The organism is Bradyrhizobium sp. UNPA324 (genome assembly GCF_006658635.1).
In the GTDB taxonomy this organism is placed as follows: domain Bacteria; phylum Pseudomonadota; class Alphaproteobacteria; order Rhizobiales; family Xanthobacteraceae; genus Bradyrhizobium; species Bradyrhizobium nanningense.
Genome location: NZ_LFJD01000004.1, coordinates 2,418,892 through 2,440,946, shown reverse-complemented (window position 1 = coordinate 2,440,946; position 22,055 = coordinate 2,418,892). Strand labels below are relative to the sequence as shown.

The 22,055-nt window shown below is 65.3% G+C and carries 20 protein-coding genes, 1 other RNA gene and 1 pseudogene; 10 read left to right on the top strand and 12 right to left on the bottom strand.

Features of this window, described 5'->3' with window-relative positions; translation table 11 throughout:
• Positions 1–102 precede the first annotated feature (102 nt).
• Both UNPA324_RS11925 and dapE read left to right on the top strand, forming a co-directional pair.
• Positions 103–756 (top strand): DUF805 domain-containing protein, encoded by a 654-nt coding sequence (locus UNPA324_RS11925; RefSeq protein ID WP_141934743.1) that lies wholly within the window; start codon positions 103–105, stop codon positions 754–756.
• Positions 753–1,919 (top strand): succinyl-diaminopimelate desuccinylase, encoded by a 1,167-nt coding sequence (gene dapE, locus UNPA324_RS11920; RefSeq protein ID WP_128919177.1) that lies wholly within the window; start codon positions 753–755, stop codon positions 1,917–1,919. Before UNPA324_RS11925 ends, dapE begins: the two co-directional genes overlap by 4 nt.
• A 76-nt stretch (positions 1,920–1,995) precedes the next feature.
• Here dapE and truA read toward each other — a convergent pair whose 3' ends face one another.
• From truA to def, 3 genes are all read right to left on the bottom strand, one after another.
• Positions 1,996–2,733 (bottom strand): tRNA pseudouridine(38-40) synthase TruA, encoded by a 738-nt coding sequence (gene truA, locus UNPA324_RS11915; RefSeq protein WP_128919176.1) that lies wholly within the window; start codon positions 2,731–2,733, stop codon positions 1,996–1,998.
• A complete protein-coding gene (fmt, locus tag UNPA324_RS11910; RefSeq protein ID WP_141934742.1) occupies positions 2,733–3,668 on the bottom strand; it encodes a methionyl-tRNA formyltransferase in 936 nt (311 codons plus the stop codon). Before fmt ends, truA begins: the two co-directional genes overlap by 1 nt.
• Before the next feature lie 138 nt (positions 3,669–3,806).
• Entirely contained in the window at positions 3,807–4,331 is a 525-nt protein-coding gene (gene def / locus UNPA324_RS11905) for a peptide deformylase (RefSeq protein ID WP_128919174.1), read from the bottom strand.
• A gap of 172 nt (positions 4,332–4,503) precedes the next feature.
• Between def and UNPA324_RS11900 the strand changes: the two genes are divergently transcribed.
• From UNPA324_RS11900 to UNPA324_RS11890, 3 genes and pseudogenes are all read left to right on the top strand, one after another.
• Positions 4,504–5,703 carry a DNA recombination protein RmuC gene (locus tag UNPA324_RS11900; RefSeq protein ID WP_128919173.1) on the top strand — a complete coding sequence of 400 codons (1,200 nt, stop codon included), beginning with the start codon at positions 4,504–4,506 and terminating at the stop codon, positions 5,701–5,703.
• A gap of 61 nt (positions 5,704–5,764) precedes the next feature.
• Positions 5,765–6,067, top strand: a pseudogene (locus UNPA324_RS11895) (GIY-YIG nuclease family protein).
• Positions 6,068–6,152: 85 nt separating this feature from the next.
• Positions 6,153–7,517, top strand: a complete 1,365-nt coding sequence (locus UNPA324_RS11890; protein ID WP_128919172.1) for an AmpG family muropeptide MFS transporter — start codon at positions 6,153–6,155, stop codon at positions 7,515–7,517.
• A gap of 131 nt (positions 7,518–7,648) precedes the next feature.
• Here UNPA324_RS11890 and UNPA324_RS11885 read toward each other — a convergent pair whose 3' ends face one another.
• From UNPA324_RS11885 to ffs, 5 genes are all read right to left on the bottom strand, one after another.
• Positions 7,649–8,083 (bottom strand): hypothetical protein, encoded by a 435-nt coding sequence (locus UNPA324_RS11885; RefSeq protein ID WP_128919171.1) that lies wholly within the window; start codon positions 8,081–8,083, stop codon positions 7,649–7,651.
• Positions 8,084–8,113: 30 nt separating this feature from the next.
• Positions 8,114–8,716: a recombination mediator RecR gene (gene recR, locus UNPA324_RS11880; RefSeq protein WP_097661786.1), complete on the bottom strand. Its 603-nt coding sequence runs from the start codon at positions 8,714–8,716 to the stop codon at positions 8,114–8,116.
• A 1-nt stretch (position 8,717) separates the two neighbouring features.
• A complete protein-coding gene (locus UNPA324_RS11875) occupies positions 8,718–9,038 on the bottom strand; it encodes a YbaB/EbfC family nucleoid-associated protein (protein WP_141934740.1) in 321 nt (106 codons plus the stop codon).
• Positions 9,039–9,063: 25 nt separating this feature from the next.
• Positions 9,064–10,899 (bottom strand): DNA polymerase III subunit gamma/tau, encoded by a 1,836-nt coding sequence (locus UNPA324_RS11870; RefSeq protein WP_141934739.1) that lies wholly within the window; start codon positions 10,897–10,899, stop codon positions 9,064–9,066.
• 95 nt (positions 10,900–10,994) lie between these two features.
• Positions 10,995–11,091: signal recognition particle sRNA small type (gene ffs, locus UNPA324_RS11865), an RNA gene on the bottom strand.
• A gap of 230 nt (positions 11,092–11,321) precedes the next feature.
• Here ffs and UNPA324_RS11860 point away from each other — a divergent pair.
• The 4 genes from UNPA324_RS11860 to UNPA324_RS11845 all read left to right on the top strand — a co-directional run bounded on the left by UNPA324_RS11860 (position 11,322) and on the right by UNPA324_RS11845 (position 14,194).
• Positions 11,322–11,741 carry an HIT domain-containing protein gene (locus tag UNPA324_RS11860; RefSeq protein ID WP_128923005.1) on the top strand — a complete coding sequence of 140 codons (420 nt, stop codon included), beginning with the start codon at positions 11,322–11,324 and terminating at the stop codon, positions 11,739–11,741.
• A gap of 10 nt (positions 11,742–11,751) precedes the next feature.
• Entirely contained in the window at positions 11,752–12,690 is a 939-nt protein-coding gene (gene nudC, locus UNPA324_RS11855) for an NAD(+) diphosphatase (protein ID WP_141934738.1), read from the top strand.
• A gap of 6 nt (positions 12,691–12,696) precedes the next feature.
• Entirely contained in the window at positions 12,697–13,614 is a 918-nt protein-coding gene (locus UNPA324_RS11850) for a PfkB family carbohydrate kinase (RefSeq protein WP_141934737.1), read from the top strand.
• Positions 13,615–13,684: 70 nt separating this feature from the next.
• Positions 13,685–14,194 (top strand): Lrp/AsnC family transcriptional regulator, encoded by a 510-nt coding sequence (locus UNPA324_RS11845; protein ID WP_128923002.1) that lies wholly within the window; start codon positions 13,685–13,687, stop codon positions 14,192–14,194.
• Between the two features lie 161 nt (positions 14,195–14,355).
• Here UNPA324_RS11845 and UNPA324_RS11840 read toward each other — a convergent pair whose 3' ends face one another.
• The 4 genes from UNPA324_RS11840 to UNPA324_RS11820 all read right to left on the bottom strand — a co-directional run bounded on the left by UNPA324_RS11840 (position 14,356) and on the right by UNPA324_RS11820 (position 20,641).
• Positions 14,356–15,855 (bottom strand): phosphomannomutase/phosphoglucomutase, encoded by a 1,500-nt coding sequence (locus UNPA324_RS11840; RefSeq protein WP_128923001.1) that lies wholly within the window; start codon positions 15,853–15,855, stop codon positions 14,356–14,358.
• Between the two features lie 186 nt (positions 15,856–16,041).
• Positions 16,042–16,554 (bottom strand): TIGR02281 family clan AA aspartic protease, encoded by a 513-nt coding sequence (locus UNPA324_RS11835; RefSeq protein WP_181769366.1) that lies wholly within the window; start codon positions 16,552–16,554, stop codon positions 16,042–16,044.
• A gap of 127 nt (positions 16,555–16,681) precedes the next feature.
• On the bottom strand, positions 16,682–19,156 hold the full coding sequence (hrpB, locus tag UNPA324_RS11830; protein ID WP_181769365.1) for an ATP-dependent helicase HrpB: 2,475 nt from the start codon (positions 19,154–19,156) through the stop codon (positions 16,682–16,684).
• Between the two features lie 168 nt (positions 19,157–19,324).
• The gene (locus UNPA324_RS11820) at positions 19,325–20,641 is read right to left on the bottom strand and encodes a UDP-glucose dehydrogenase family protein (RefSeq protein WP_128922998.1); all 1,317 of its coding nucleotides are present in this window, start codon (positions 20,639–20,641) and stop codon (positions 19,325–19,327) included.
• A 199-nt stretch (positions 20,642–20,840) separates the two neighbouring features.
• On the opposite strand from UNPA324_RS11820, the gene UNPA324_RS11815 reads away from it, so the two are divergent.
• On the top strand, positions 20,841–21,908 hold the full coding sequence (locus tag UNPA324_RS11815; RefSeq protein ID WP_141934735.1) for an acyltransferase family protein: 1,068 nt from the start codon (positions 20,841–20,843) through the stop codon (positions 21,906–21,908).
• The last annotated feature ends 147 nt before the right edge of the window (positions 21,909–22,055 follow it).

The window sequence follows — 22,055 nt, the reverse complement described above, 5'->3', positions numbered from 1 at the left end:
CTCTCCCCGCAAGCGGGGCGAGGTGAAGAGAACCCGTTCGAACCCCCTCTCCCCCCATCGCGACCAATCTTCGGGCGGCCCGCGCCGCCCGGAGCTTCTCGCATGGACTGGACCTGGTACCTCTTCCGCTTCGACGGCCGCATCAACCGCGCTTTGCTGTGGCAGGCGCTGCTGATTGTCGCACTCCTGGCGGGCTTGCTCGAGATCGCAGGTCAAGTCATCGGGATCGTCGGAGGAACCAGATCCACCCTGAAGCTCGGCATCGAGCTGGATTTCGACTTCGGTCTCGACGACCTCTTCAAGCTGGTCGATCCGCGCGCCTCCCACTCACGGGCATCCACCGACCTCGCGACCGCAATCCTCAAGACGTCCGGCATGGCCCTGTTCTTCTGGATTTATCTCGCGACGGCGGTCAAGCGACTGCACGATCGCAACAGAAGCGGCTGGTGGATCAGCCCGTTCTTCTTCATACCCGGCCTATTCAACCAGTTCTCCGATCTCCTGCCCAAATCAAGCTGGATGCTTTCGCTCAACCTAGCCGCCGCGCTCCTATGGCTGTGGGGCCTCTTCGAAATGTTCTGCCGGTCGGGCACCTCGGGCCACAACCGGTTCGGCCCCGATCCGCTCCTTGAGATCGACGACAGCGCGGCATCGCCCGCGCCCCCTGCGAAAAGTTGGGACCAGAGCCGCGAGATCGAAATTGTCCCGCCCAGTGCTAGCCCACCCGGCGGCATGCATGTTAAGCGGGGCGCATGACTGATGCTCTTTCCATTGCCCGCGATCTCATCCGCTGCCCCTCGGTAACCCCGGCCGACGCCGGTGCACTCGGGGTGCTCGAAAAAACCCTCGGTGCCGCAGGCTTCATTTGCCACCGCGTGACGTTTTCCGAAGCCGGTACCGCCGATGTCGACAACCTCTATGCGCGGATCGGCACCGAAGGTCCGCACATCACCTTTGCCGGCCATACCGACGTGGTGCCGCCGGGCGACGAGAGCGCCTGGAGCGTCGGCGCGTTCTCGGGCGAAGTGAAGGACGGCGTCCTGCACGGCCGCGGCGCGGTCGACATGAAGGGCGGCATCGCCTGCTCGGTCGCGGCGGTGCTGGAGCATCTCGCCGCCAACGGCGGCAAGCCGCGCAGCGACGGCAAGGGCTCGATCTCGTTCCTGATTACCGGCGATGAAGAAGATGTCTCGATCAACGGCACCATCAAGCTGTTGCAATGGGCCGCCGAGCGCGGCGAGAAGTTCGATCATTGCGTGCTCGGCGAGCCCTCCAATGTCGAGACGCTCGGCGACACCATCAAGGTCGGCCGCCGCGGCTCGCAATCCGGCACGCTTTTCGTCGACGGCGTGCAGGGCCATGTCGCCTATCCGCACCGCGCCTCCAATCCGGTGCCTGACATCTCGCGGTTGATCGTGGCGATCTCCGACGAGCCGCTCGACCATGGCAGCGCGCAATTCCAGGCCTCCAATCTCGAATTCACCTCGGTCGACGTCGGCAACAAGGCGAGCAACGTCATCCCCGGCGAGGCCCGCGCCAAATTCAACATCCGCTACAACGACAACCACACCCAGGCGTCCTTGCGCGAATTGGTCGAGACGCGCCTCGCCAAAGCCTGCGGCAACCGCATCAAGGCCCGCATCGTCTGGGAGCCCTCGAACTCCAACGTATTCGTCACCAAGCCCGGCCCGTTCACCGATCTCGCGGTCTCCGCGATCGAGGAGGTGACGGGGCGCAAGCCGGAGCTGTCGACATCAGGTGGCACGTCGGATGCGCGCTTCATCTCCAGCTATTGCCCGGTGATCGAGTTCGGCCTGGTCGGGCAGACCATGCACCAAGTCGACGAGCGCGTGCCGGTGACCGATCTGGAGAAGCTGACGAAGGTCTATCGCGGGATTTTGACGCGGTATTTTGGGTAGGTCCCCATCGGCACCCAGATCTCCGCCGTCATGCCCGGGACAAGCCCGGCCATGACGCCAGAGATGGCATCAGGCGCTAATAATCCACCTTCATCAGATACAGCCCCTCCGGCGGCGCCACGATGCCGCACGCGGCGCGGTTGCGTGCGGCGAGCGCTGCGGAGAGATCGTCGGCGGTCCAGCGGCCTTCGCCGACCCAGACCAGCGAGCCCACCATCGAGCGGACCTGGCTGTGCAGGAACGAGCGCGCCGAGGTGACAATCGTGATCTCGCGGCCATCGCGCATCACGTCGAGCTGATCGAGCGTCTTCTCCGGCGACTTGGCCTGACACTCGGTGTCGCGGAAGGTGGTGAAATCGTGCTTGCCGAGCAGGCGCTGCGCGGCCGCATGCATCGCCTCGGCATCGAGCTTACGCGGCACGCGCCAGGCGTGGCCGGCGTCGAGGGCGAGATTGGCGCGGGTGTTGATGAGGCGATAGCGGTAGTGCCGCTTCACGGCCGAGAAGCGCGCCTCGAAACTATCGGGCACGATGTCGGCTTCGAGCACCGCGATCGGGTGCGGGCGCAAATGCGCGTTGAGCCCGTCGCGAAACCGGCCCGGCGGAAACTGCTTGTCGACGTCGACATGCGCGACCTGGCCGCGCGCATGCACGCCGGCATCGGTGCGCCCCGCGCCATGGACCCGAGCGTCGACACCGATCATTGCTTTCACGGCCGCTTCCAGCGCGCCCTGCACCGAGGGCAGCGTCTCCTGCACCTGCCAGCCGAAAAACGGTGCGCCGTCATATTCGATGGTGAGCTTGTAGCGGGGCATCAACCGAACCGCATAGGCGGCTTGACGGGCACACCGCGTAAAAAGTCCGCGGCCTGCATTCGGGCCTTGCCTTCGCGCTGCAGTTCGAGAATGCGGATCGCGCCGTCACCGCAAGCAATGGTGAGATGCTCGTCGAGCACTTCGCCGGGAGCGCCCGAACCTTTCGCCAATTCGCAGCGCAGGATTTTCACGCGTGCATTCTCGCTGACGCCGGCGAGCTCGGCCCAGGCACCAGGAAACGGCGACAGGCCGTGGACGTGACGCAGCACGGCATGCGCGGGCTTGGTCCAGTCGATCCGTGCCTCGGCCTTGTCGATCTTGGCGGCATAGGTGACACCGTCCTCGCTCTGCTTCTTGAGTTGAAGACCGCCGCGAGCGAGCGCGGCCATCGCGCGCACCATCAAATCGGCACCGAGTCGGGACAGGCGATCATGCAGATCGACCGCAGTCATGGTGTCGGTGATCGCGAGGCGCTCGGCCATGGCGACGTCGCCGGTATCGAGACCGACATCCATCTTCATCACCATCACGCCGCTCTCGGCATCGCCTGCCATGATCGCGCGGTTGATCGGCGCAGCGCCGCGCCAGCGCGGCAGCAGCGAAGCGTGCAAATTGTAGCAACCGAGCTTTGGCGCATCGAGGATCGCCTGCGGCAGGATCATGCCGTAGGCGACGACGACGGCTGCATCGGCGTCGAACGCACGAAACTCGTCAAGCGCTTCGGGAGTCTTCAGCGTCTTCGGCGTCAACACGGGCACGCCGAGTCGTCGCGCGGCCTCCTCGACCGGGGTCGGTTGCAATTGCAGACCGCGCCGCCCGCCCGGCTTCGGCGCGCGGGTATAGACGGCTGCGATCTCGTGGCCATGCGCGACCAGCTCAAGCAGCGTCGGCACGGAGAAATCAGGCGTGCCCATGAAGATCAGGCGAAGGGACATGTGGCAGCGTTCGGTTAAGAGTTCCGGTTCTCCGTCATGCCCGGGCTTGTCCCGGGCATCCACGTTCTTGGCGGTACAGGAAGCAAGGCGTGGATGGCCGGGTCAAGCCCGGCCATGACGGCTGGGAAAAATGACGCCCTACTCCGCGCGCTTGGCGGCTTTCTCGAATTTCTTCATCACGCGGTCGCGCTTGAGCTTCGACAGATAGTCGACGAACAAGACGCCGTTGAGATGGTCGATCTCGTGCTGGATGCAGGTGGCGTAAAGGCCTTCGGCGTCCTCTTCGTGCACCTTGCCATCGAGATCGGTGAAGCGCACGCGCACTTTCGCAGGGCGCTCGACCTCCTCGTAATATTCGGGGATCGAGAGGCAGCCTTCCTCGTAAACGGACAGTTCCTCGGAGGAGGCGATGATCTCGGGGTTGATGAACACGCGCGGCAGCGGCTTGGTCTCGCCGTTCTCGTCGCGTTTGGCGAGGTCCATGGTGATCAGCCGCAGCGGCTGCGCGACCTGGATCGCGGCGAGGCCGATGCCGGGCGCGTCGTACATGGTTTCAAACATGTCGTCGGCAAGCTTGCGGATCTCGGCCGTGACCTTCTCGATCGGCTTGGAGACCAGACGCAGCTGCTTGTCGGGCAGGATGATGATTTCTCTGAGGGCCATGGCCGCGATTTAAGCCCCATGCCGGATGCGGTCAATGCGGCGAGGAACCCCGTTAACTCCTCGCTAACCATAAAACTTCAGCTTTCGTTAACCATAAAGATTAGGGGGCGGTCGACCCACAGGCGTTCGCTATTCGTTCGTGCCCCCCGGCGAATCGGCTAGAACGGTCGGCATGAACGAGATCATTTTCACGTTGGGCGACTGGCCGGTGCGCACGATCGACGCGCTGATCGGCTTCGGTGCGCTCGTCCTCATCCTGCTGGTGGTAATTGCGGTGGCGATCGCGCGATCCGGGCGGCGCGGCGCGGAACTCGCGATGGCGCACGCGATCCGGGCCGACGAGCTCGAGGAGCGCCTGAGTGAGGTGCTGCGGGCCCAGAGCGAATCCTCCGGCCGGGTCGATGCGATGACCCAGGCGCTGGCGGGACGTCAGGCCGAGATGGCGCGGGCGGTCAATGAGCGGCTGGATTCGGTGACCCATCGCGTCGGCCAGTCCATGGAACACTCCACCCGCAACACCATGGAGAGCCTGCGCGCGCTGCATGAGCGGCTCGGCATCATCGACAGCGCGCACAAGAACCTCACCGATCTCACCACCCAGGTGACGACCTTGCGGGATGTGCTCGCCAACAAGCAGTCGCGCGGCGCCTTCGGCCAGGCGCGGATGGAGGCGATCGTCCAGGACGGGCTGCCGAAGGGATCCTACGAGTTCCAGTTCACGCTCTCGACCGGCAAGCGGCCGGATTGCGTCGTGTTCCTGCCGGACCAGCGCCCGCTCTGCATCGACGCCAAGTTTCCGCTGGAGGCGATGACGGCGCTGCACGACGCCCGCAGCGACGAGGAGCGGCGCGTGGCCACGCAGCGGCTGCGCGGCGACGTGATGAAGCATGTCAGCGACATCGCCGAAAAATATCTCGTCACCGGCGAGACCCAGGAGATGGCGCTGATGTTCGTGCCGTCGGAATCGGTCTACGCCGAGATCCACGACGGTTTCGACGACGTGATCCAGAAGGCCTATCGCGCCCGCGTCGTGCTGGTGTCGCCCTCGCTTTTGATGCTGGCGATCCAGGTGATGCAGCAGATCATGAAGGACGCGCGCATGCGCGATGCCGCCGACCAGATCCAAACCGAGGTCATCAAGCTCGGCGACGATCTCGGCCGCCTGCGCGAGCGCGTGGTCAAACTGCAGAAACATTTTTCCGATGCGAACGAGGACGTCCGCCAGATCCTGATCTCCGCCGACAAGATCGAGAAGCGCGCAGGACGCATCGAGGAGCTCGATTTCAGCAAGGCGGATGCGCCGGAGGGACCGCGGCTGGTGGCGGCGGCTCCGGGCGAGCTGTTTCCGCGGAAGCTCCAGGCGGGGGAGTGAATTTAAGGCACACTGTCGTCGCCCGGCTTGACCGGGCGACCCAGTATCCCAGAGACGGCAGATGGGCGCACGCGGCTACTACGCTTACATCCTCGCCAGCACGATCGGCGGCACGCTTTACATCGGCGTGACGAACGATCTCATCCGCCGTGTGGCGGAACACAAATTGCAGCTGATTGAGAGCTTCACGAAAGAATACGGCGTCGTGAAGCTGGTCTATTTCCGGGCAATTCGACGATCCCGAGAATGCGATCAAGCGAGAGAAGCGGCTAAAGAGTGGAAGCGCGACTGGAAGATCGCGCTGATCGAGAAAGACAATCCAGACTGGAACGACCTCTATCCGGGGATCGCGGGTCCTCCATAACTTCGGCCTCTGGGATACTGGGTCGCCCGGTCAAGCCGGGCGACGACAGCTCACCTGTAGGGCCAGAATCTGCTAACACCACCCCATGACCGCCCCTGACGCGACCTCCTCCGCCGCGACCGATGCTCCCGCCGCCTCCTGGCGCGACAGCCTTGCCGTGTACCTGCAGCCGCGGGTGCTGATCGTGCTGTTCCTCGGCTTCTCCTCCGGCCTGCCGCTGGCGTTGTCGGGCTCGACGCTGCTGGTGTGGATGCGCGAGGCCGGGGTCGACCTGAAGACCATTGGGCTGTTCGCGCTGGTCGGCACGCCCTACACACTGAAATTCCTGTGGGCGCCGCTGGTCGACGCGCTGCATGTGCCGCTGTTCACCCGCGCGTTCGGGCGGCGGCGCGGCTGGCTGCTGTTCTCGCAAGCCCTGCTGATCGTCGCGATCCTGCTGCTGGCAATGACCGACCCCGGGCGCTCGCCGTTCTATGTCGCGCTCGGCGCGCTGCTGGTGGCGACGACGTCGTCGACGCAGGACATCGTGGTCGATGCCTTCCGCGTCGAGAGCCTGCCCGAGAGCGAGCAGGCCGCCGGCATGGCGGCTTACGTCGCCGCCTACCGCATCGGCATGCTGGTCTCGACCGCAGGCGCGCTGTTCATCGTCTCGGGCTTCGAGAGCACGGGCATCACGCGCACATCGGCCTGGATGTGGGGCTATATCGTGATGGCGGCGATGGTGCTGATCGGGACGATCACCGCACTGGTCGCGACCGAGCCCGAGCAATCGGTCCAGGCTGAAGCTGCGACGAAAACAGAGACCGCGTTCACGCGGGTGCTGCACGCGGCGATCGGGGCTTTCTCGGAGTTCCTGTCGAGGAAAGACGCGCTCGCCGCGCTTTCCTTCGTCGTGCTGTTCAAGTTCACCGACGCCTTTTCCGGAACGATGACCGCGCCGTTCGTGATCGACCTCGGTTTCACCCGCAACGACTATGCGGCAATCGTGAAGGGCGTCGGCCTCGCCGCCACGCTGATCGGCGGCTTTGCCGGCGGCTTCGTCGCACGGCGTTACTCATTGGCGACATCGCTCTGGATCGGCGGCGTGGTGCAGGCGCTGGCCAATCTCTCCTTCTCCTGGCTCGCCATCGTCGGCACCAATCAATGGGCGCTGGCGTTCGCCATCTGCGCAGAGAATTTCACCAGCGCCGTCGGCACCGTGATCTTCGTGGCCTACCTTTCGGCGCTGTGCCAGAACCCGCTGCACACGGCGACGCAATATGCGCTGCTCACCGCGCTCGCGGCGGTGGGGCGGACCTATCTGTCGTCAGGCGCCGGCTTCGTCGCGGAGACGACCGGCTGGCCGCTGTTCTTCGTGATCTGTGTGCTGGTGGCGATCCCGAGCCTGATGCTGCTGGCCTGGTTGCAGAAGCGTGGGCATTTCGAGGCGCTGGGGCCGGTGAGGGTGTAGGCTCCCGTCTCTCCTTCGTCATTGCGAGCGAAGCGAAGCAATCCAGAATAGCTCCCCGGAAATAGTCTGGATTGCTTCGTCGCAAGGGCTCCTCGCAATGACGGCGGAGAGAGTTGCGCGGACCGCCCCCCCTACTGCTTCCTGATCAGGCTCCACTTCGTGATCACGGCCTCGCTCATCTGGCCGGCATCGCTGGCGCAGGCGATCTCGTCTACCTTGACGGAGATTTCCTTGCCGACGAACGATTTCAACTGCGTGGCCTGCGCGTCGCTGGAAGTGACGAGCTGGAAGGTCTCAGGGCCGGTCTCGAGATTGCACAGCCCGTTCGGCGCCGGCAGGCGGCGCGGTTCGGAGGTGATCTGATACATCGGAACCCGCTTGCCGTTCTTGCCGTCGCGCACCTTCATCGCGTTCAGCTCGCCCGACAGCACGTCGCCATTGTTGATCGGCTTGCCGGGTTTCGACGGCAGCGGAGCCTCGTCGCCCTGCTGCGCGGAGATGGCCGGGCTCACCAGCATCGCCATCGTCGCGACCAAAGCCAATCGTGTGGCGAAAAGTTTCGTCATGTCGTTCCGTTCCGTGAGATCTTTGGATTGCTAGAACAGGGTGCGCTGCCGCATCGCTGCCGATAGCGTACCTTCGTCGAGATAATCAAGCTCGCCGCCAACGGGAACTCCGTGGGCGAGCCGCGTCACCTTCACATTGGCGTCCTGAAGCAGGTCGGTGATGTAATGCGCCGTGGTCTGACCGTCGACCGTCGCATTCAGCGCCAGGATGATTTCGTGCACCTGCGCATCGTGGGCGCGCGCAACCAGCGCGTCGATGGTCAGATCCTGCGGGCCGACGCCGTCGAGCGGCGACAATGTCGCGCCCAGCACATGATAGCGCCCTTGAGTCGCATTGGCGCGTTCCAGCGCCCAGAGATCGGCGACGTCGGCCACGACGACAATGATGGCAGGATCGCGCTTCGGATCGGTGCAGACGGTGCAGGGGTTTTGCGTGTCGATGTTGCCGCAGGTCTTGCAAACCTGGACCTTGTCCAGCGCCACTTGCATGGCCGAGGCCAGCGGCATCATCAGCGCTTCGCGCTTCTTGATCAGGTGCAGCGCCGCGCGCCGCGCCGAGCGCGGACCGAGGCCCGGCAGCCGTGCGAGCAGCTGGACCAGCCGTTCGATTTCGGGACCTGCAACAGCGCCCATATTATTGGCCGAACAACCCCGGCGGCAGGCCGAGCCCACCAGTGAGAGTTTGCATCTTCTCCTGCATGGCGGCCTCCGCCTTGCGGCGCGCATCGCCCATGGCGGTGACCAGCAGGTCTTCCAGCACCTCGCGCTCTTCCGGCTTCATCAGCGACGGATCGATCTTGACGGCCTTGACGTCCATCTTCGCGGTCATGCGCACGGCAACGAGGCCGCCGCCGGAGATGCCCTCGACTTCCACGTTGGCGAGTTGCTCCTGCATCTCCTGCATCTTGGATTGCAGCTGCGCCGCCTGCTTCATCATGCCGAGAAAATCAGCCATCGGTGTCTGTCCTTGAAAGCTTGGCTCAGAGATCGTCGCCGTCGAAATCCTCTAGCGGATCGTCGCTGCCATAGTCGGTGTTTATATTGGACTCCGGCGTCTCGGGGGCAAGCCTGCGGACCTCGACGACCTTCGCGCCGGGGAAACGCGACAGCACCTCCCGCACGCGCGGATCGGCCTCCGCGGTACGCGCATGCTCCTGTTTGGCCGCCTGGTTCACCGAGCGCAGCGTCGGCTGGCCCTGCTCGTTGGAGACGATGATGGTCCAGCGCCGGCCGGTCCACAGCTCGAACTTCTTCGCAAGCTCCGAGATCATGGTCTTGGAGGCGTTGGGTTCGAGCGCGACTTCCAGCCGGCCCTCCTCGAAACGGACGAGGCGCATGTCGCCTTCGAGCGCGCCCTTGGTCATGAGATCGCGCTTCTGCCCGGCCAGCGCAACGAGCTGGGTGAAGCTCGTGACGCGCAGCTGGGGCGCGGCGCCTTGCGGATCCGGTGCGGACGCGGCCATCTGCGGCCGGGCGCCGCCGCCGAACGCGGTCGGCGGCGATGTCGGCATGCGCACGGGCGCAGCCGACACCGGCGCGGCGGAGGCCACCGGGGCGGCCGGCACGCTGCTGCGCGCAGCTCCGCCGCCGCTCACGACCGGCGATCCGCCCCCGTTCTGCTCCAGCATCCTGATCGCTTCGTCCGGCGTCGGCAGGTCGGCGACATAGGCGATGCGCACCAGCACCATCTCGGCGGCCGCGGCGGGGCGCGTCGCGGCCTGCACCTCGGTGATGCCCTTGAGCAGCATCTGCCACATCCGCGACAGCACGCGCATCGAGATCTTCGAGGCGAATTCCCTCGCGCGCACGCGCTCTGTCTCGCCATAGGCGACGTTGTCGGCAGTCGCCGGCACGATCTTCACGCGGGTGACGAAATTGACGAACTCGGCCAGATCCGAGAGCACCACGATCGGGTCGGCGCCGACATCGTACTGGTCGCGGAACTCCTTGAAAGCCGCCGCGATGTCGCCGCGCGCCAGCGAATCGAAGAGGTCGATGACGCGGGTGCGGTCGGCAAGACCCAGCATCTGCCTGACGGCGTCGGCCTTCACAGTGCCCGCCGCATGCGCGATCGCCTGGTCCAGCAACGACAGCGAATCGCGCACCGAGCCTTCGGCGGCGCGCGCGACGATGCCGAGCGCCTCCGGCTCGATCTCGACGTTTTCCTTCGCCGCGATATTGGCGAGGTGCTTCATCAGCACGTCGGCCTCGACGCGGCGAAGATCAAACCGCTGGCAGCGCGACAGCACCGTGACCGGAACCTTGCGGATCTCAGTGGTCGCGAACACGAATTTGGCGTGCTCCGGCGGCTCCTCGAGCGTCTTCAGGAAGGCGTTGAACGCCGCCGTCGACAGCATGTGGACTTCGTCGATGATGTAGACCTTGTAGCGCGCGCTGGCCGGCGCATAGCGCACGCTGTCGTTGATCTGACGGACGTCGTCGACGCCGGTATGCGAGGCCGCGTCCATCTCCAGCACGTCCATGTGCCGGCTTTCCATGATCGCCTGGCAATGCACGCCCAGTGTCGGCATGTGGATGGTCGGGCCCTTCACCGAGCCATCCGGCATCTCGTAGTTGAGCGCACGGGCCAGGATGCGCGCGGTGGTGGTCTTGCCGACACCGCGGACGCCGGTGAGGATCCAGGCCTGCGGAATGCGCCCGGTTTCGAACGCATTGGAGACGGTTCGGACCACGGCCTCCTGGCCGATCAGATCGTCGAATGAGGAGGGACGGTATTTGCGCGCCAGCACCCGGTAAGGCGCGTTGCCGGCCGGGCCGGCGCTGTCGGGATTGGGAGGGGCGCCAGCGTCGGTCATCGGTCGATCCGCAATGAAATGTCTCTTGGCCGGCTTTTGCGGAAAGGAGCGCGCTGGCGGCAGGTGCCGCCGGCGCTGGTTCGCTCGAAAAACAGGTAGGAGACTGACGAGCGACCCGATCCGGACCTCGTTAGGGCTGCTTCCTTCCGGACCTGACCCGGTTGGCGAGTGGCTCGTCCACCGCCAATCTCCCGATCCCTATTTGGGGCCAAAAGGGGCGGAAAGCAAGCGGGGTCTGGGGCTGTTCCCACGGCCGCTGGGGGCTTCCGGCCCGAATCGCTCCGCTCCGCCCCTTCGGGCCTGTTTCTCAGCGACGGAAGCGCGTGGTTTACCCGACCTGGCGCATACGGACCACGACGCATACGCATGTTGTCTGGGGGCGTGGTCTCTGCGACGGTAAGAATCAATCCAGAGAAGCCTTCATGCCCGAACCCGCCTGGTCGCTGCACTCCCGCCTGAAAGAGGACACCATCGATATCGGCGATTTGCCGCTGTCCAAGGTCCTGGTCATCAAGGACGCGCATTACCCCTGGCTGCTGCTGGTGCCGCGGCGGCCCGATACGGTCGAGATCATCGATCTCGACGAGGTGCAGCAGGCGCAGCTGATGACCGAGATCTCCCGCGTCTCGCGCGCGCTGAAGGAGATCACCAAATGCGACAAGCTCAATATCGCGGCGCTCGGCAACCTCGTGCCGCAGCTTCACGTCCACATCATCGCGCGCCGCACCAGTGACGCCGCCTGGCCGCGGCCGGTCTGGGGCGTGATGCCGCCATTGGCGCACGACGCCGCAGAGGTTCAGAATTTCATCAGCGTGCTTCGCCGCAAGATCTGGTTGGGTTGAAAGAACGATAATGTCAGCATTCGACGCATTTCCGCCGGGGCAGCCGGCCTTCGTCACCAACATCCTCGATCGCGCCGCGCATCTGCGGCGCGACGACGAGAAGCTGTTCGCGATGGAGCAGAAGCCGAGCTCGCGCGCCTATGTCGTCTATCGCGACTCGCTGCTGGTGAAGCGCGAGGGCGACAAGGTGCGCGCGCTGCTCGCGATCGACGAGGCGCTCAAGTGCGGCGCCAATCCCGGCACGATCTTCCTCGGCCTGCGCGACGGCGCCGCGATGTTCGGCATGGGCCTGTCGCAGGCCGCCGCCGAGAAGCTGGTGGGGCGCGAGGACTACACATTGACGGAGCTGCGCGGCATGGCGATGCAGGGCGCGATCCCTCCCGACCAGCTCTCGGCGATCGCGATGGCGAAATCGATGGTGAGCTGGCACCAGCGCCACGGCTATTGCGCCAATTGCGGCACGCGCAGCGCGATGAAGGAAGGCGGCTGGAAGCGCGACTGTCCGGCTTGCAAGGCCGAGCATTTTCCGCGCACCGATCCGGTCGTGATCATGCTGGTCGCCTCCGGCGACAAGTGCCTGCTCGGCCGCCAGAAGCAGTTTCCGGCAGGGATGTATTCGTGCCTCGCCGGCTTCGTCGAGGCCGCCGAGACCATCGAGGACGCGGTGCGCCGCGAGATTCTGGAAGAATCCGGCATTCGCTGCACCGACGTGCAATATTACATGACCCAGCCCTGGCCCTATCCATCGTCGCTGATGATCGGCTGCAGCGCGCGGGCCGTGAGCGAGGACATCGTCGTCGATCGCATGGAGCTGGAAGACGCGCGCTGGTTCACGCGCGAGGAGGCCGCCCTGATGCTGACACGGACGCATCCGGACGGGCTCGCCGGCCCGCATCCCTTCGCCATCGCCCATCACCTGCTCGGCCGCTGGGTCCACGACAAGAGCTGACCACCGATGGCGCACCTTAAGGCCGCGCCGCGCATCCTCTGCATCGGCATTCCCGTGCGCGACCTCACCTTTCGGGTCGAGGCCGTCCCCGCGCGCGGCAGCAAGGCCAACGCCACGCATCTCGCCGAGATCTGCGGCGGCAACGCGCTCAATGCCGCAATCGCCATTGCACGGCTTGGCGGCCGCGTCGCGTTCGCGGGCCCCATGGGCGATGCGCGGGAGATGTCGAGCGGCTTCATTCTCGCGCAGATGGCGCAGGAGGGCATCGACACCACGCACATCGTGCGCATGCCCGATGTGACCACGCCGGTTTCCGCGATCATGATCGACGCGACAGGTGAGCGGACGCTGACGATCTATCGCGATCCCGGTCTGTGGACGATCAAGCTGCCCGACGCCGACGACCTGCTTACGGACTGCCGCGCGGTTCTGGTCGAAAGCCGCTGCGCATCGTTCTGCGTGGACCTTTGCGCCGAGGCACGCCGGCGCGGCATTCCCGTCATCGTCGGCGTGACGGCGGCATCGCACCTGCTGTTCGCCAGCGAGCAGGTGCAGGAGACCGCTGGCATTGCCGACGACGGCGAGGCCTTGAGGCGCTTGGCCGTGCTGACGCCCGCCTTTCTCGCGGCCACCCGCGGCCCGAATGGCACGATCTGGCTGAACGAGACGGGCGAGCTGGAGGAGACCGCGGCCTTTCCGGTCGAGGCGGTCGATACGCTTGGCGCCGGCGACGTCTTCCATGGCGCTTTCGCGCTTCGCCTCGCCGAGGTCGAAGGGGTACGGGAGGCGCTGCGATTCGCCGCGGCCACCGCAGCGCTGAAATGCACCCGCCATGGCGGCGGCCAAGCCGCCCCGCAACGCCTTGAAGTTGAAGAGCTTTTACGCGACGTCCGAATAGCGCCGGCCGGCATTGAGCCGCGATAATGGGCTTGCTATAGAAATATTTTCTCTATATCAGGGAAATAGAACCCTGAAATGGAACAAAGTTCTTCAAATGACCGACCTTGCTGTCCAACCTCCCGAGACCAGCCGCCGCCTCGATGCCATCGACCGTAAGATCCTGATGGTGCTGCAGGAGGATGCCTCGCTGTCCGTCGCCGAGATCGGCGACCGCGTCGGCCTGTCCTCGACCCCCTGCTGGAAGCGCATCCAGCGCCTGGAGGCCGATGGCGTGATCCTCAAGCGGGTCGCCCTCGTCGACCAGAACAAGATCGGGCTCGGCATCTCCGTGTTCGTGTCGGTCGAAAGCTCCGACCATTCCGACGCCTGGCTGAAAAAATTCGCCGAAGCCGTCAGCGCCATGCCCGAGGTGATGGAGTTCTATCGCATGGCCGGCGACGTCGATTACATGCTGCGCGTCGTGGTCGCGGACATGCAGGCCTATGACGTGTTCTACAAGAAGCTGATCAGCGCCGTGCCGCTGAAGAACGTCACCTCGCGCTTCGCGATGGAGAAGATCAAGTCGGTGACGGCGCTGCCGATCCCGGCGGTGGTGGCGGCGTAGGCTCACCGCACGAAAGGTGTCATCGCCCGGTTTAACCGGGCGATCCAGTATTCCAGAGACGTCAGTGATCGAGCCGAGAAGCCGGGGCGTACTGGATGCCCCGGTCAAGCCGGGGCATGACGGCGGAGTTTTACGGCGGTGTTGTGCTCCCCTGACGCTCCTCAAATCTTCTGATTGTACTCGCCGACTTCGGGATGGTTGCGCAGCACGCTGTTCACCATCTCGAACATGTCGTGCATGCGCTGTTCCGAGACCGGGCTCTCCACCACCACGACAAGCTCGGGCTTGTTGGAGGAGGCGCGCACCAGACCCCAGCTGCCGTCCTCCACCGTGATGCGGACGCCGTTGACGGTGACGAGATCGCGGATCGCCTGGCCGCTGATCTTCGCACCCTTGGCCTGCAGGCCTTCGAAGTGCTTCACCACCTTGTCGATGACGCCGTACTTGGTCTCGTCGGCGCAATGCGGCGACATGGTCGGCGACGACCAGGTCTTTGGCAGCGCCTCCTTCAGATCCGCCATCGACTTGCCCGGCGCGCGGTCGAGCATGTCGCAGATCGCGATCGCCGAGACCAGGCCGTCGTCATAGCCGCGGCCGAACGGCTTGTTGAAGAAGAAATGGCCCGACTTCTCGAAGCCGGCGAGCGCGCCCATCTCGTTGGTGCGGCGCTTCATGTAGGAATGGCCGGTCTTCCAATAGGCGACCTTGGCGCCCTGCCTCTGCAGCACGGGATCGGTGACGAACAGGCCGGTCGATTTCACGTCGACGACGAACTGCGCATCCTTGTGGATCGCCGACATGTCGCGTGCCAGCATCACGCCGACCTTGTCGGCGAAGATCTCCTCGCCAGTATTGTCGACGACGCCGCAGCGGTCGCCGTCGCCGTCGAAGCCGAGGCCGACATCGGCCTTGTGGTGCAGCACCGCATCGCGGATCGCGTGCAGCATCTCCATGTCTTCCGGATTCGGATTGTATTTCGGGAAGGTGTGATCGAGCTCGGTGTCGAGCGGGATCACCTCGCAGCCGATCGCCTCCAGCACCTGCGGCGCGAACGCGCCGGCGGTGCCGTTGCCGCAGGCCGCGACCACTTTCAGCTTGCGCGTCAGCCTCGGACGGGAGGTGAGATCGGCGATGTAGCGCGCCGGATAATTCTCGTGGAATTGGTAGGAGCCGCCCGCCTTGTTCTTGAATTCGGCATTGAGCACGATCTCCTTCAGCCGCGTCATCTCGTCGGGGCCGAAGGTGAGCGGACGGTTGGCGCCCATCTTCACGCCGGTCCAGCCGTTGTCGTTGTGCGAGGCCGTCACCATGGCGACGCAGGGCACGTCGAGATCGAACTGCGCGAAATAGGCCATCGGCGTCACCGCGAGCCCGATGTCGTGCACCTTGCAGCCCGCGGCCATCAGGCCGGAGATCAGCGCGTATTTGATCGAGGCCGAATAGCCGCGGAAATCGTGGCCGGTGACGATCTCCTGCTTGACGCCGAGCTCGGCGATCAACGCGCCCAGCCCCATGCCGAGCGCCTGCACACCCATCAGGTTGATTTCCTTCTGGAACAACCAGCGCGCGTCGTATTCACGAAAGCCCGTCGGTTTCACCATCGGCTCGGATTCGAAGGCGTAGGTGTTGGGCAGCAATACGGATTTCGGCTTCGGGAACATTGAGACGGTCTCGTAAATGGGGGGCAGATGCAGCCTTAGCGAATGCCAGGCCACAGCGGAAGGCGGGAATGCAGGCTTATGGCCGATAATTGCGGCAGTTTGGTAACGAAGAAACGTTACCGCGAGGGCGGTCGAGGCAAAGAGATGTCTTTGGAATGAATTGCCGCTGATCGCAACAGGCTCTGCCTATTGCTCCAACACCATCTGGCCGTTGGAATATTCGAAGCGCTTCAGGCGGGACAGGAAGGAGAGGCCGAGCAGGTTCTCCGACAATGCCGCGTCGGGCAGCACCATGGCATCGACGTCGCGCACGATGAGGCCGCCGACATCGAGCATGGCGATGCGGGTGCGCGCGGCCTTGATGATGCCGTTGGCGGTGGAGACGGTGGCATTGTATTCGCTGCGCGAGGGACGCAGGCCGAAGCGGGCCGCCGAGCTCTCATTCAACGCAACCACGGACGCGCCGGTGTCGACCATGAAGCCGATGCGCTGGCCATCGATCCGGCCCTCGGTCTGGAAATGGCCACGGCCATCGCGGGAAATGGCGAGGCTGCGGCCCCCGGCCGGCGCGGTCGCCGCAACGGCGACCGTCGTGCGCGGCGCCGACGTGGCGGAAGCCGAACTCATCTTGTCCGCCATCTGCGCCATGAAGGTGCCGAGGCCGATCATGACGGCTGCGATAATCATTATGTTACGCATCACACCACTTCCGAGCCGAAAGCTCGATTTCACCACGCGAGACGCCCGTCCGCGAGCGGAGCCACGCCGGAGCCCGTGTCATTTTGATGAAAAGGATGAGCGGACGGTTAATGGGCTGGCGCGTTTCTCACGTCCCGCGCGGCTTCGCCCGCCGGGTTGGCACGGCGCTCGCCGGATCGTCCGGCCAGGGATGGCGCGGGTAGCGGCCGCGCAGGTCGGAGCGCACCGCGCTGTAGCTGCCGCGCCAGAAGCCTGGGAGATCACGCGTCACCTGCACCGGGCGCTGTGCCGGCGATAGCAGCTCCAGCACCAGCGGCACCTTGCCGGCGGCGATCGAGGGATGGGTGTTGAGACCGAACAATTCCTGCAGCCGCACCGCGATGGTCGGCCCCTGCTCGGCCTCGTAGTCGATCGCGAGCACGCTTCCGGTCGGCGCCTCGAAATGCGTCGGGGCCTCGCGGTCGAGCCGCGCGCGCATCTCCCAGGGCAGCAGCGCCATCAGCGCATCGGAAAGATCGCCGGGGGAGATCTCCTTCAGCGCGATCTTGTCGTAGAGCGCCGGCACCAGCCAATCGTCGCGCCGCGCGATCAGCCCGTCATCCGACAGGTCGGGCCAGCTGTCGCCCTCGGCCTTGCGCAAGAACATCACGCGGTCGCGCCATTGCTTGGCCGCCTTCGACCACGGCAGCCGGTCGAGACCGGCGGCGATCAATCCATCGGCGAGAATGCGCGCGGTGTCCTCGGACGGCGACAGTGCGAGGGTGGCTTCCGACAGCGTGATGGCATGGAGCGCGCGCTTGCGCCGCGCGCGCAGCGCCATCGCGCCGCGATCGAACGAAATCTCGTCGACGGTCTCGATGTGCTCGGCAAAATGCCGCTCGATCTCGTCCTCGGTGATTTGCGCGGCGAGCAGGATGCGGCCGCTCGCGGCCGTGCCCGTCATCTCGCCGATCGCGATATAGGGCGCGCGGGCGAGCGAGGAGGTCTGCTCGACGGCGGCGCCCCGGCCGTTGGCAAGCACAAAGCTGCCATTGCCGCGATTGCGCGCGACGCGGTCCGGGAACGCATAAGCGAGCATCAAACCGGTTGAGAGATCCTCCTGCGGCCCGGCCTTCTCCGAGGCCGCCACCTGCGATGCCCAGCGCCGCGCCAGGTCGCGCGCGCTCGCAGCGCGCGGCGAGCGGTCACGGCGAAACTGGTCGCGCCGATGCTCGAGATCGACGCTGTCGCCGCCAAGGCCGCGTTCGGTGATAATGGCCGCGATCTCAGCGGCGGCCTCGCCCTCGCCGGCACGATGCGAATCCACGATCATGCGCGCCAGCCGCGGCGGCAGCGCCAGCGCGCGCAGGCTTTTTCCCTCTGCGGTGATGCGGCCGTCGCCATCGAGTGCATTGAGCTCGGCGAGAAGGCTCTTGGCTTCCTTCCAGGCCGGCGCAGGCGGCGGGTCGAGGAACGACAGCGCGGTGGGGTCGCTGACGCCCCATTGCGCGAGATCGAGCACCAGCGATGACAGATCCGCGCTGAGGATTTCCGGCTGGGTGTAGGGCGCCAGCGAGGTCGTCTGCGGCTCGTCCCAGAGCCGATAGCAGACCCCCGGCTCGGTGCGGCCAGCGCGACCTCGGCGCTGGTCCACCGCCGCGCGTGAGGCACGCACGGTCTCGAGTCGAGTCAGGCCGATGTCGGGCTCGTAGCGCGGCACGCGAGCGAGCCCGGAATCGACTACGATGCGGACACCTTCGATCGTCAGCGAGGTCTCCGCGATCGATGTGGCCAGCACCACTTTTCGCGAGCCCTTCGGAGCCGGTGCAATGGCGCGGTCCTGCACGGCGGCATCGAGCGCGCCGAACAGCGGCACGATCTCGATCGAAGCGTCCTGCACGCGCTCACTGAGAAAATTCTGGGTGCGGCGAATTTCGGCGGCGCCCGGCAGGAATGCCAGCACCGAGCCGCTGTCGGCGCGCAGCGCAGAAGCAATCGCTTCCGCCATCTGCCGCTCCACCGGCGCGTCCATCTTGCGGCCGAGATAGCGCGTCTCGACCGGGAAGGCGCGGCCCTCGCTTGCGACGACGGGCGCCTCCCCGAGCAGCTTTGCCACGCGCGCGCCGTCGAGCGTCGCCGACATCACGAGGATGCGTAGATCCTCGCGCAGGCCGGTTTGCGCGTCACGCGCCAGCGCGAGGCCGAGATCGGCATCGAGCGAGCGCTCGTGGAATTCGTCGAACAGGATGGCGGCAATGCCGGACAGTTCGGGATCGTCGAGGATCTGGCGGGTGAAGATGCCCTCGGTCACCACCTCGATCCGCGTGGCGCGCGAGATCTTCGAGCCGAAGCGGACGCGATAGCCGACGGTCTCTCCAGCGCGTTCGCCCAGCGATTTGGCCATGCGGTCGGCGCTGGCGCGCGCCGCGATACGGCGCGGCTCCAGCACGATGATCTTCTTATCCTTCGCCCAGGGCGCATCGAGCAAGGCCAGCGGCACGCGTGTGGTCTTGCCGGCGCCGGGCGGCGCCACCAGCACGGCGGCATTATTGGCCTCCAGCGTGCGCGAGAGCTCCTCGAGCACGGCATCGATCGGGAGGGGCGTGTCGAAACTGCGGGGCAAGGAATCATCCCGTCGTCATGCCCGGCCTTGTCCCGCCTGCGCGGCCGAAGTCGCTTCGGCGGGGCGAAGGCCCGTGCATCCACGTTCTTTCATCTGGCAGTGAACAAGACGTGGATGGCCGGGACAAGCCCGGCCATGACGGCTTCGTTCAAGAAGAATGTGTTACGATCAGCCCTGCACCGGCGGACGACCGATGCTCTCGTACACGAAGCCGGCGGCAGCCATCTCCTCGGGGCGGTAGATATTGCGCAAGTCGACGACGACGGGCTGCGCCATGACACTTTTCAGCCGGTCAAGATCGAGCGCGCGGAACTGCACCCATTCGGTGACGATGACGAGCGCATCGGCACCTTGCGCGCAGGAATAGGCGTCCTCGCAATAGGTGATGTCAGGCAGCTCGCCCTTGGCCTGCTCCATGCCGACGGGGTCGAACGCCTTGACCTTCGCGCCCATGTCGATCAGCCCGGTCACCAGCGGGATCGACGGCGCATCGCGCATGTCGTCGGTGTCGGGCTTGAAGGTGAGGCCGAGCACCGCGATGGCCTTGCCGCGCAGCGAGCCGCCGAGGGCCTGGCTCACCTTGCGTGCCATCGCGCGCTTGCGGTTTTCGTTCACGGCCAACACGGATTCGACGATGCGCAAGGACACGTCATAGTCCTGCGCGATCTTGATCAGCGCCTTGGTGTCCTTCGGGAAGCACGAGCCGCCGAAGCCCGGGCCGGCATGCAGGAACTTGGTGCCGATGCGGTTGTCCAGGCCAATGCCGCGCGCGACCTCCTGCACGTTGGCGCCGGCTTTCTCGGAGAGATCGGCGATCTCGTTGATGAAGGTGATCTTGGTCGCCAGGAAGGCGTTTGCCGCGTATTTGATCATCTCGGCGGTGCGACGTTCCGTGAACATCAGCGGCGCCTGATTCAGCGACAGCGGCCGGTAGATGTCGCCCATCACCTTGCGGCCGCGCTCGTCGGAGGTGCCGACCACGACGCGATCGGGAAACTTGAAGTCGCGGATCGCCGCGCCCTCGCGCAGGAACTCGGGGTTCGAGGCGACCACGACGTCGGCGTTGGGATTGGTCTCGCGGATGATGCGCTCGACCTCGTCGCCGGTGCCCACAGGCACGGTCGACTTCGTCACCACGACGGTGAAGCCGGAAAGCGACTGCGCGATCTCTTTCGCGGCGGCGTAGACGTAGGACAGATCGGCGTGGCCGTCGCCGCGGCGCGAAGGCGTGCCGACCGCGATGAAGACGGCATCGGCGTCGGCGACCGGCTTGGAGAGGTCGGTGGTGAAGTCGAGCCGCTTCGCCCTGACGTTGGTCGCGACCAGCTCGTCGAGCCCGGGCTCGTAGATCGGGATCTCGCCGCGGTGAAGCGCCGCGATCTTCTTCTCGTCCTTGTCGACGCAGGTGACGTCGTGACCGAAATCAGCAAAGCAGGCTCCGGACACCAGTCCCACATAGCCCGTGCCGATCATCGCGATACGCATGGAAATCCCTGTTCTAGATTGGTTAACGAAAACGAAACCCCGACGCGGGGCGGTTTAGCATTTTCCCGCGGGGAAGGAACAGTCCGCATGCAAAAAAGCGGCATGGGAATTGAACGGTAAAGAAGTCGGAAACCGCTGCGGCCCCACACTGCTCCACACCCGGACAGGACGGGCGGAACACGCCTCGAAAAGAGACACCATGGCACCATCAGGCACAATCGCAGGAAGCGTAGGCACCAAAGCCCCTTCCGCCGCCCGTGTCGACTGGGTCGACTACGCCAAAGGCATCTGCATCATCATGGTCGTGATGATGCATTCGGTGCTGGGCGTCGAGCTCGCCGCGGGCGAGACCGGGTTCATGCATGTTGCCGTCGCCTTCGCAAAGCCGTTCCGGATGCCGGACTTCTTCCTGATCTCGGGCCTGTTCCTGGCGCTGGTGATCGACCGGGACTGGCGGACCTATCTCGACCGCAAGGTGGTGCATTTCGCCTATTTCTATGTCGTCTGGGTGACGATCCAGTTCGGCTTCAAGGCGCCTTCTTTCGCGGCGGAGACGAGCTGGCATCACGTCGGCCTGCTGTATCTGGAATCCTTCGTCGAGCCGTTCGGCACGCTGTGGTTCATCTATCTGCTGCCGATCTTCTTCGTCGTCACAAAATTGACACGCAAGGTCCCGCCGCTCGCGATCTGGCTGGTCGCCGCCGCGCTGGAGACGGTCCGCATCTCGACCGGCTGGACCGTCATCGACGAGTTCTGCTCGCGCTTCGTCTATTTCTATTCGGGCTATCTGTTCGCGCCTTACGTGTTCGCGCTGTCGGATCGGGCGCGCAAGCATCCGGCGCTTGCGCTCGCATCGCTCGCGACCTGGGCGCTGGTCAATGCCGGCCTCGTCATGGTGGGGGCCAGCGAATGGAAGCTCGTCTCGCTGCTGCTCGGCTTTGCCGGCGCCTGCGCGATCATCACGATGGGCACGCTGCTGGCACGCGCCCAATGGATGAACGCCTTGCGCTTCTGCGGCGAGCATTCGATCGTGATCTATCTCGCCTTCTTCCTGCCGATGGCGGCGACACGGACGCTGCTGCTGCGCACGGGCGTCATTGCCGACATCGGCACCGTGTCGCTGATCGTCACCATCGCCGGGGTGATCGGGGCGCTGCTGATTTGGCAGGCCGCCTTGCTGTTCAACGCGCGCTTCCTGTTCGAGCGGCCGGATGCGTTCTGGATCGCGCCGAGGAAGGCGGGGCCGGTGTTGCAGGCGGCGGAGTAGCTCGCTGTCGTCGCCCGGCTTGACCGGGCGACCCAGTACGCCGAGACGCCAGTGATTGTGCCGAGAAGCCGCGGCGTACTGGATTCCCCGCCTTCGCCGGGAATGACAGTGGGGATAGTGGCGCCACCGTGCCAAAAATCCCCCTCT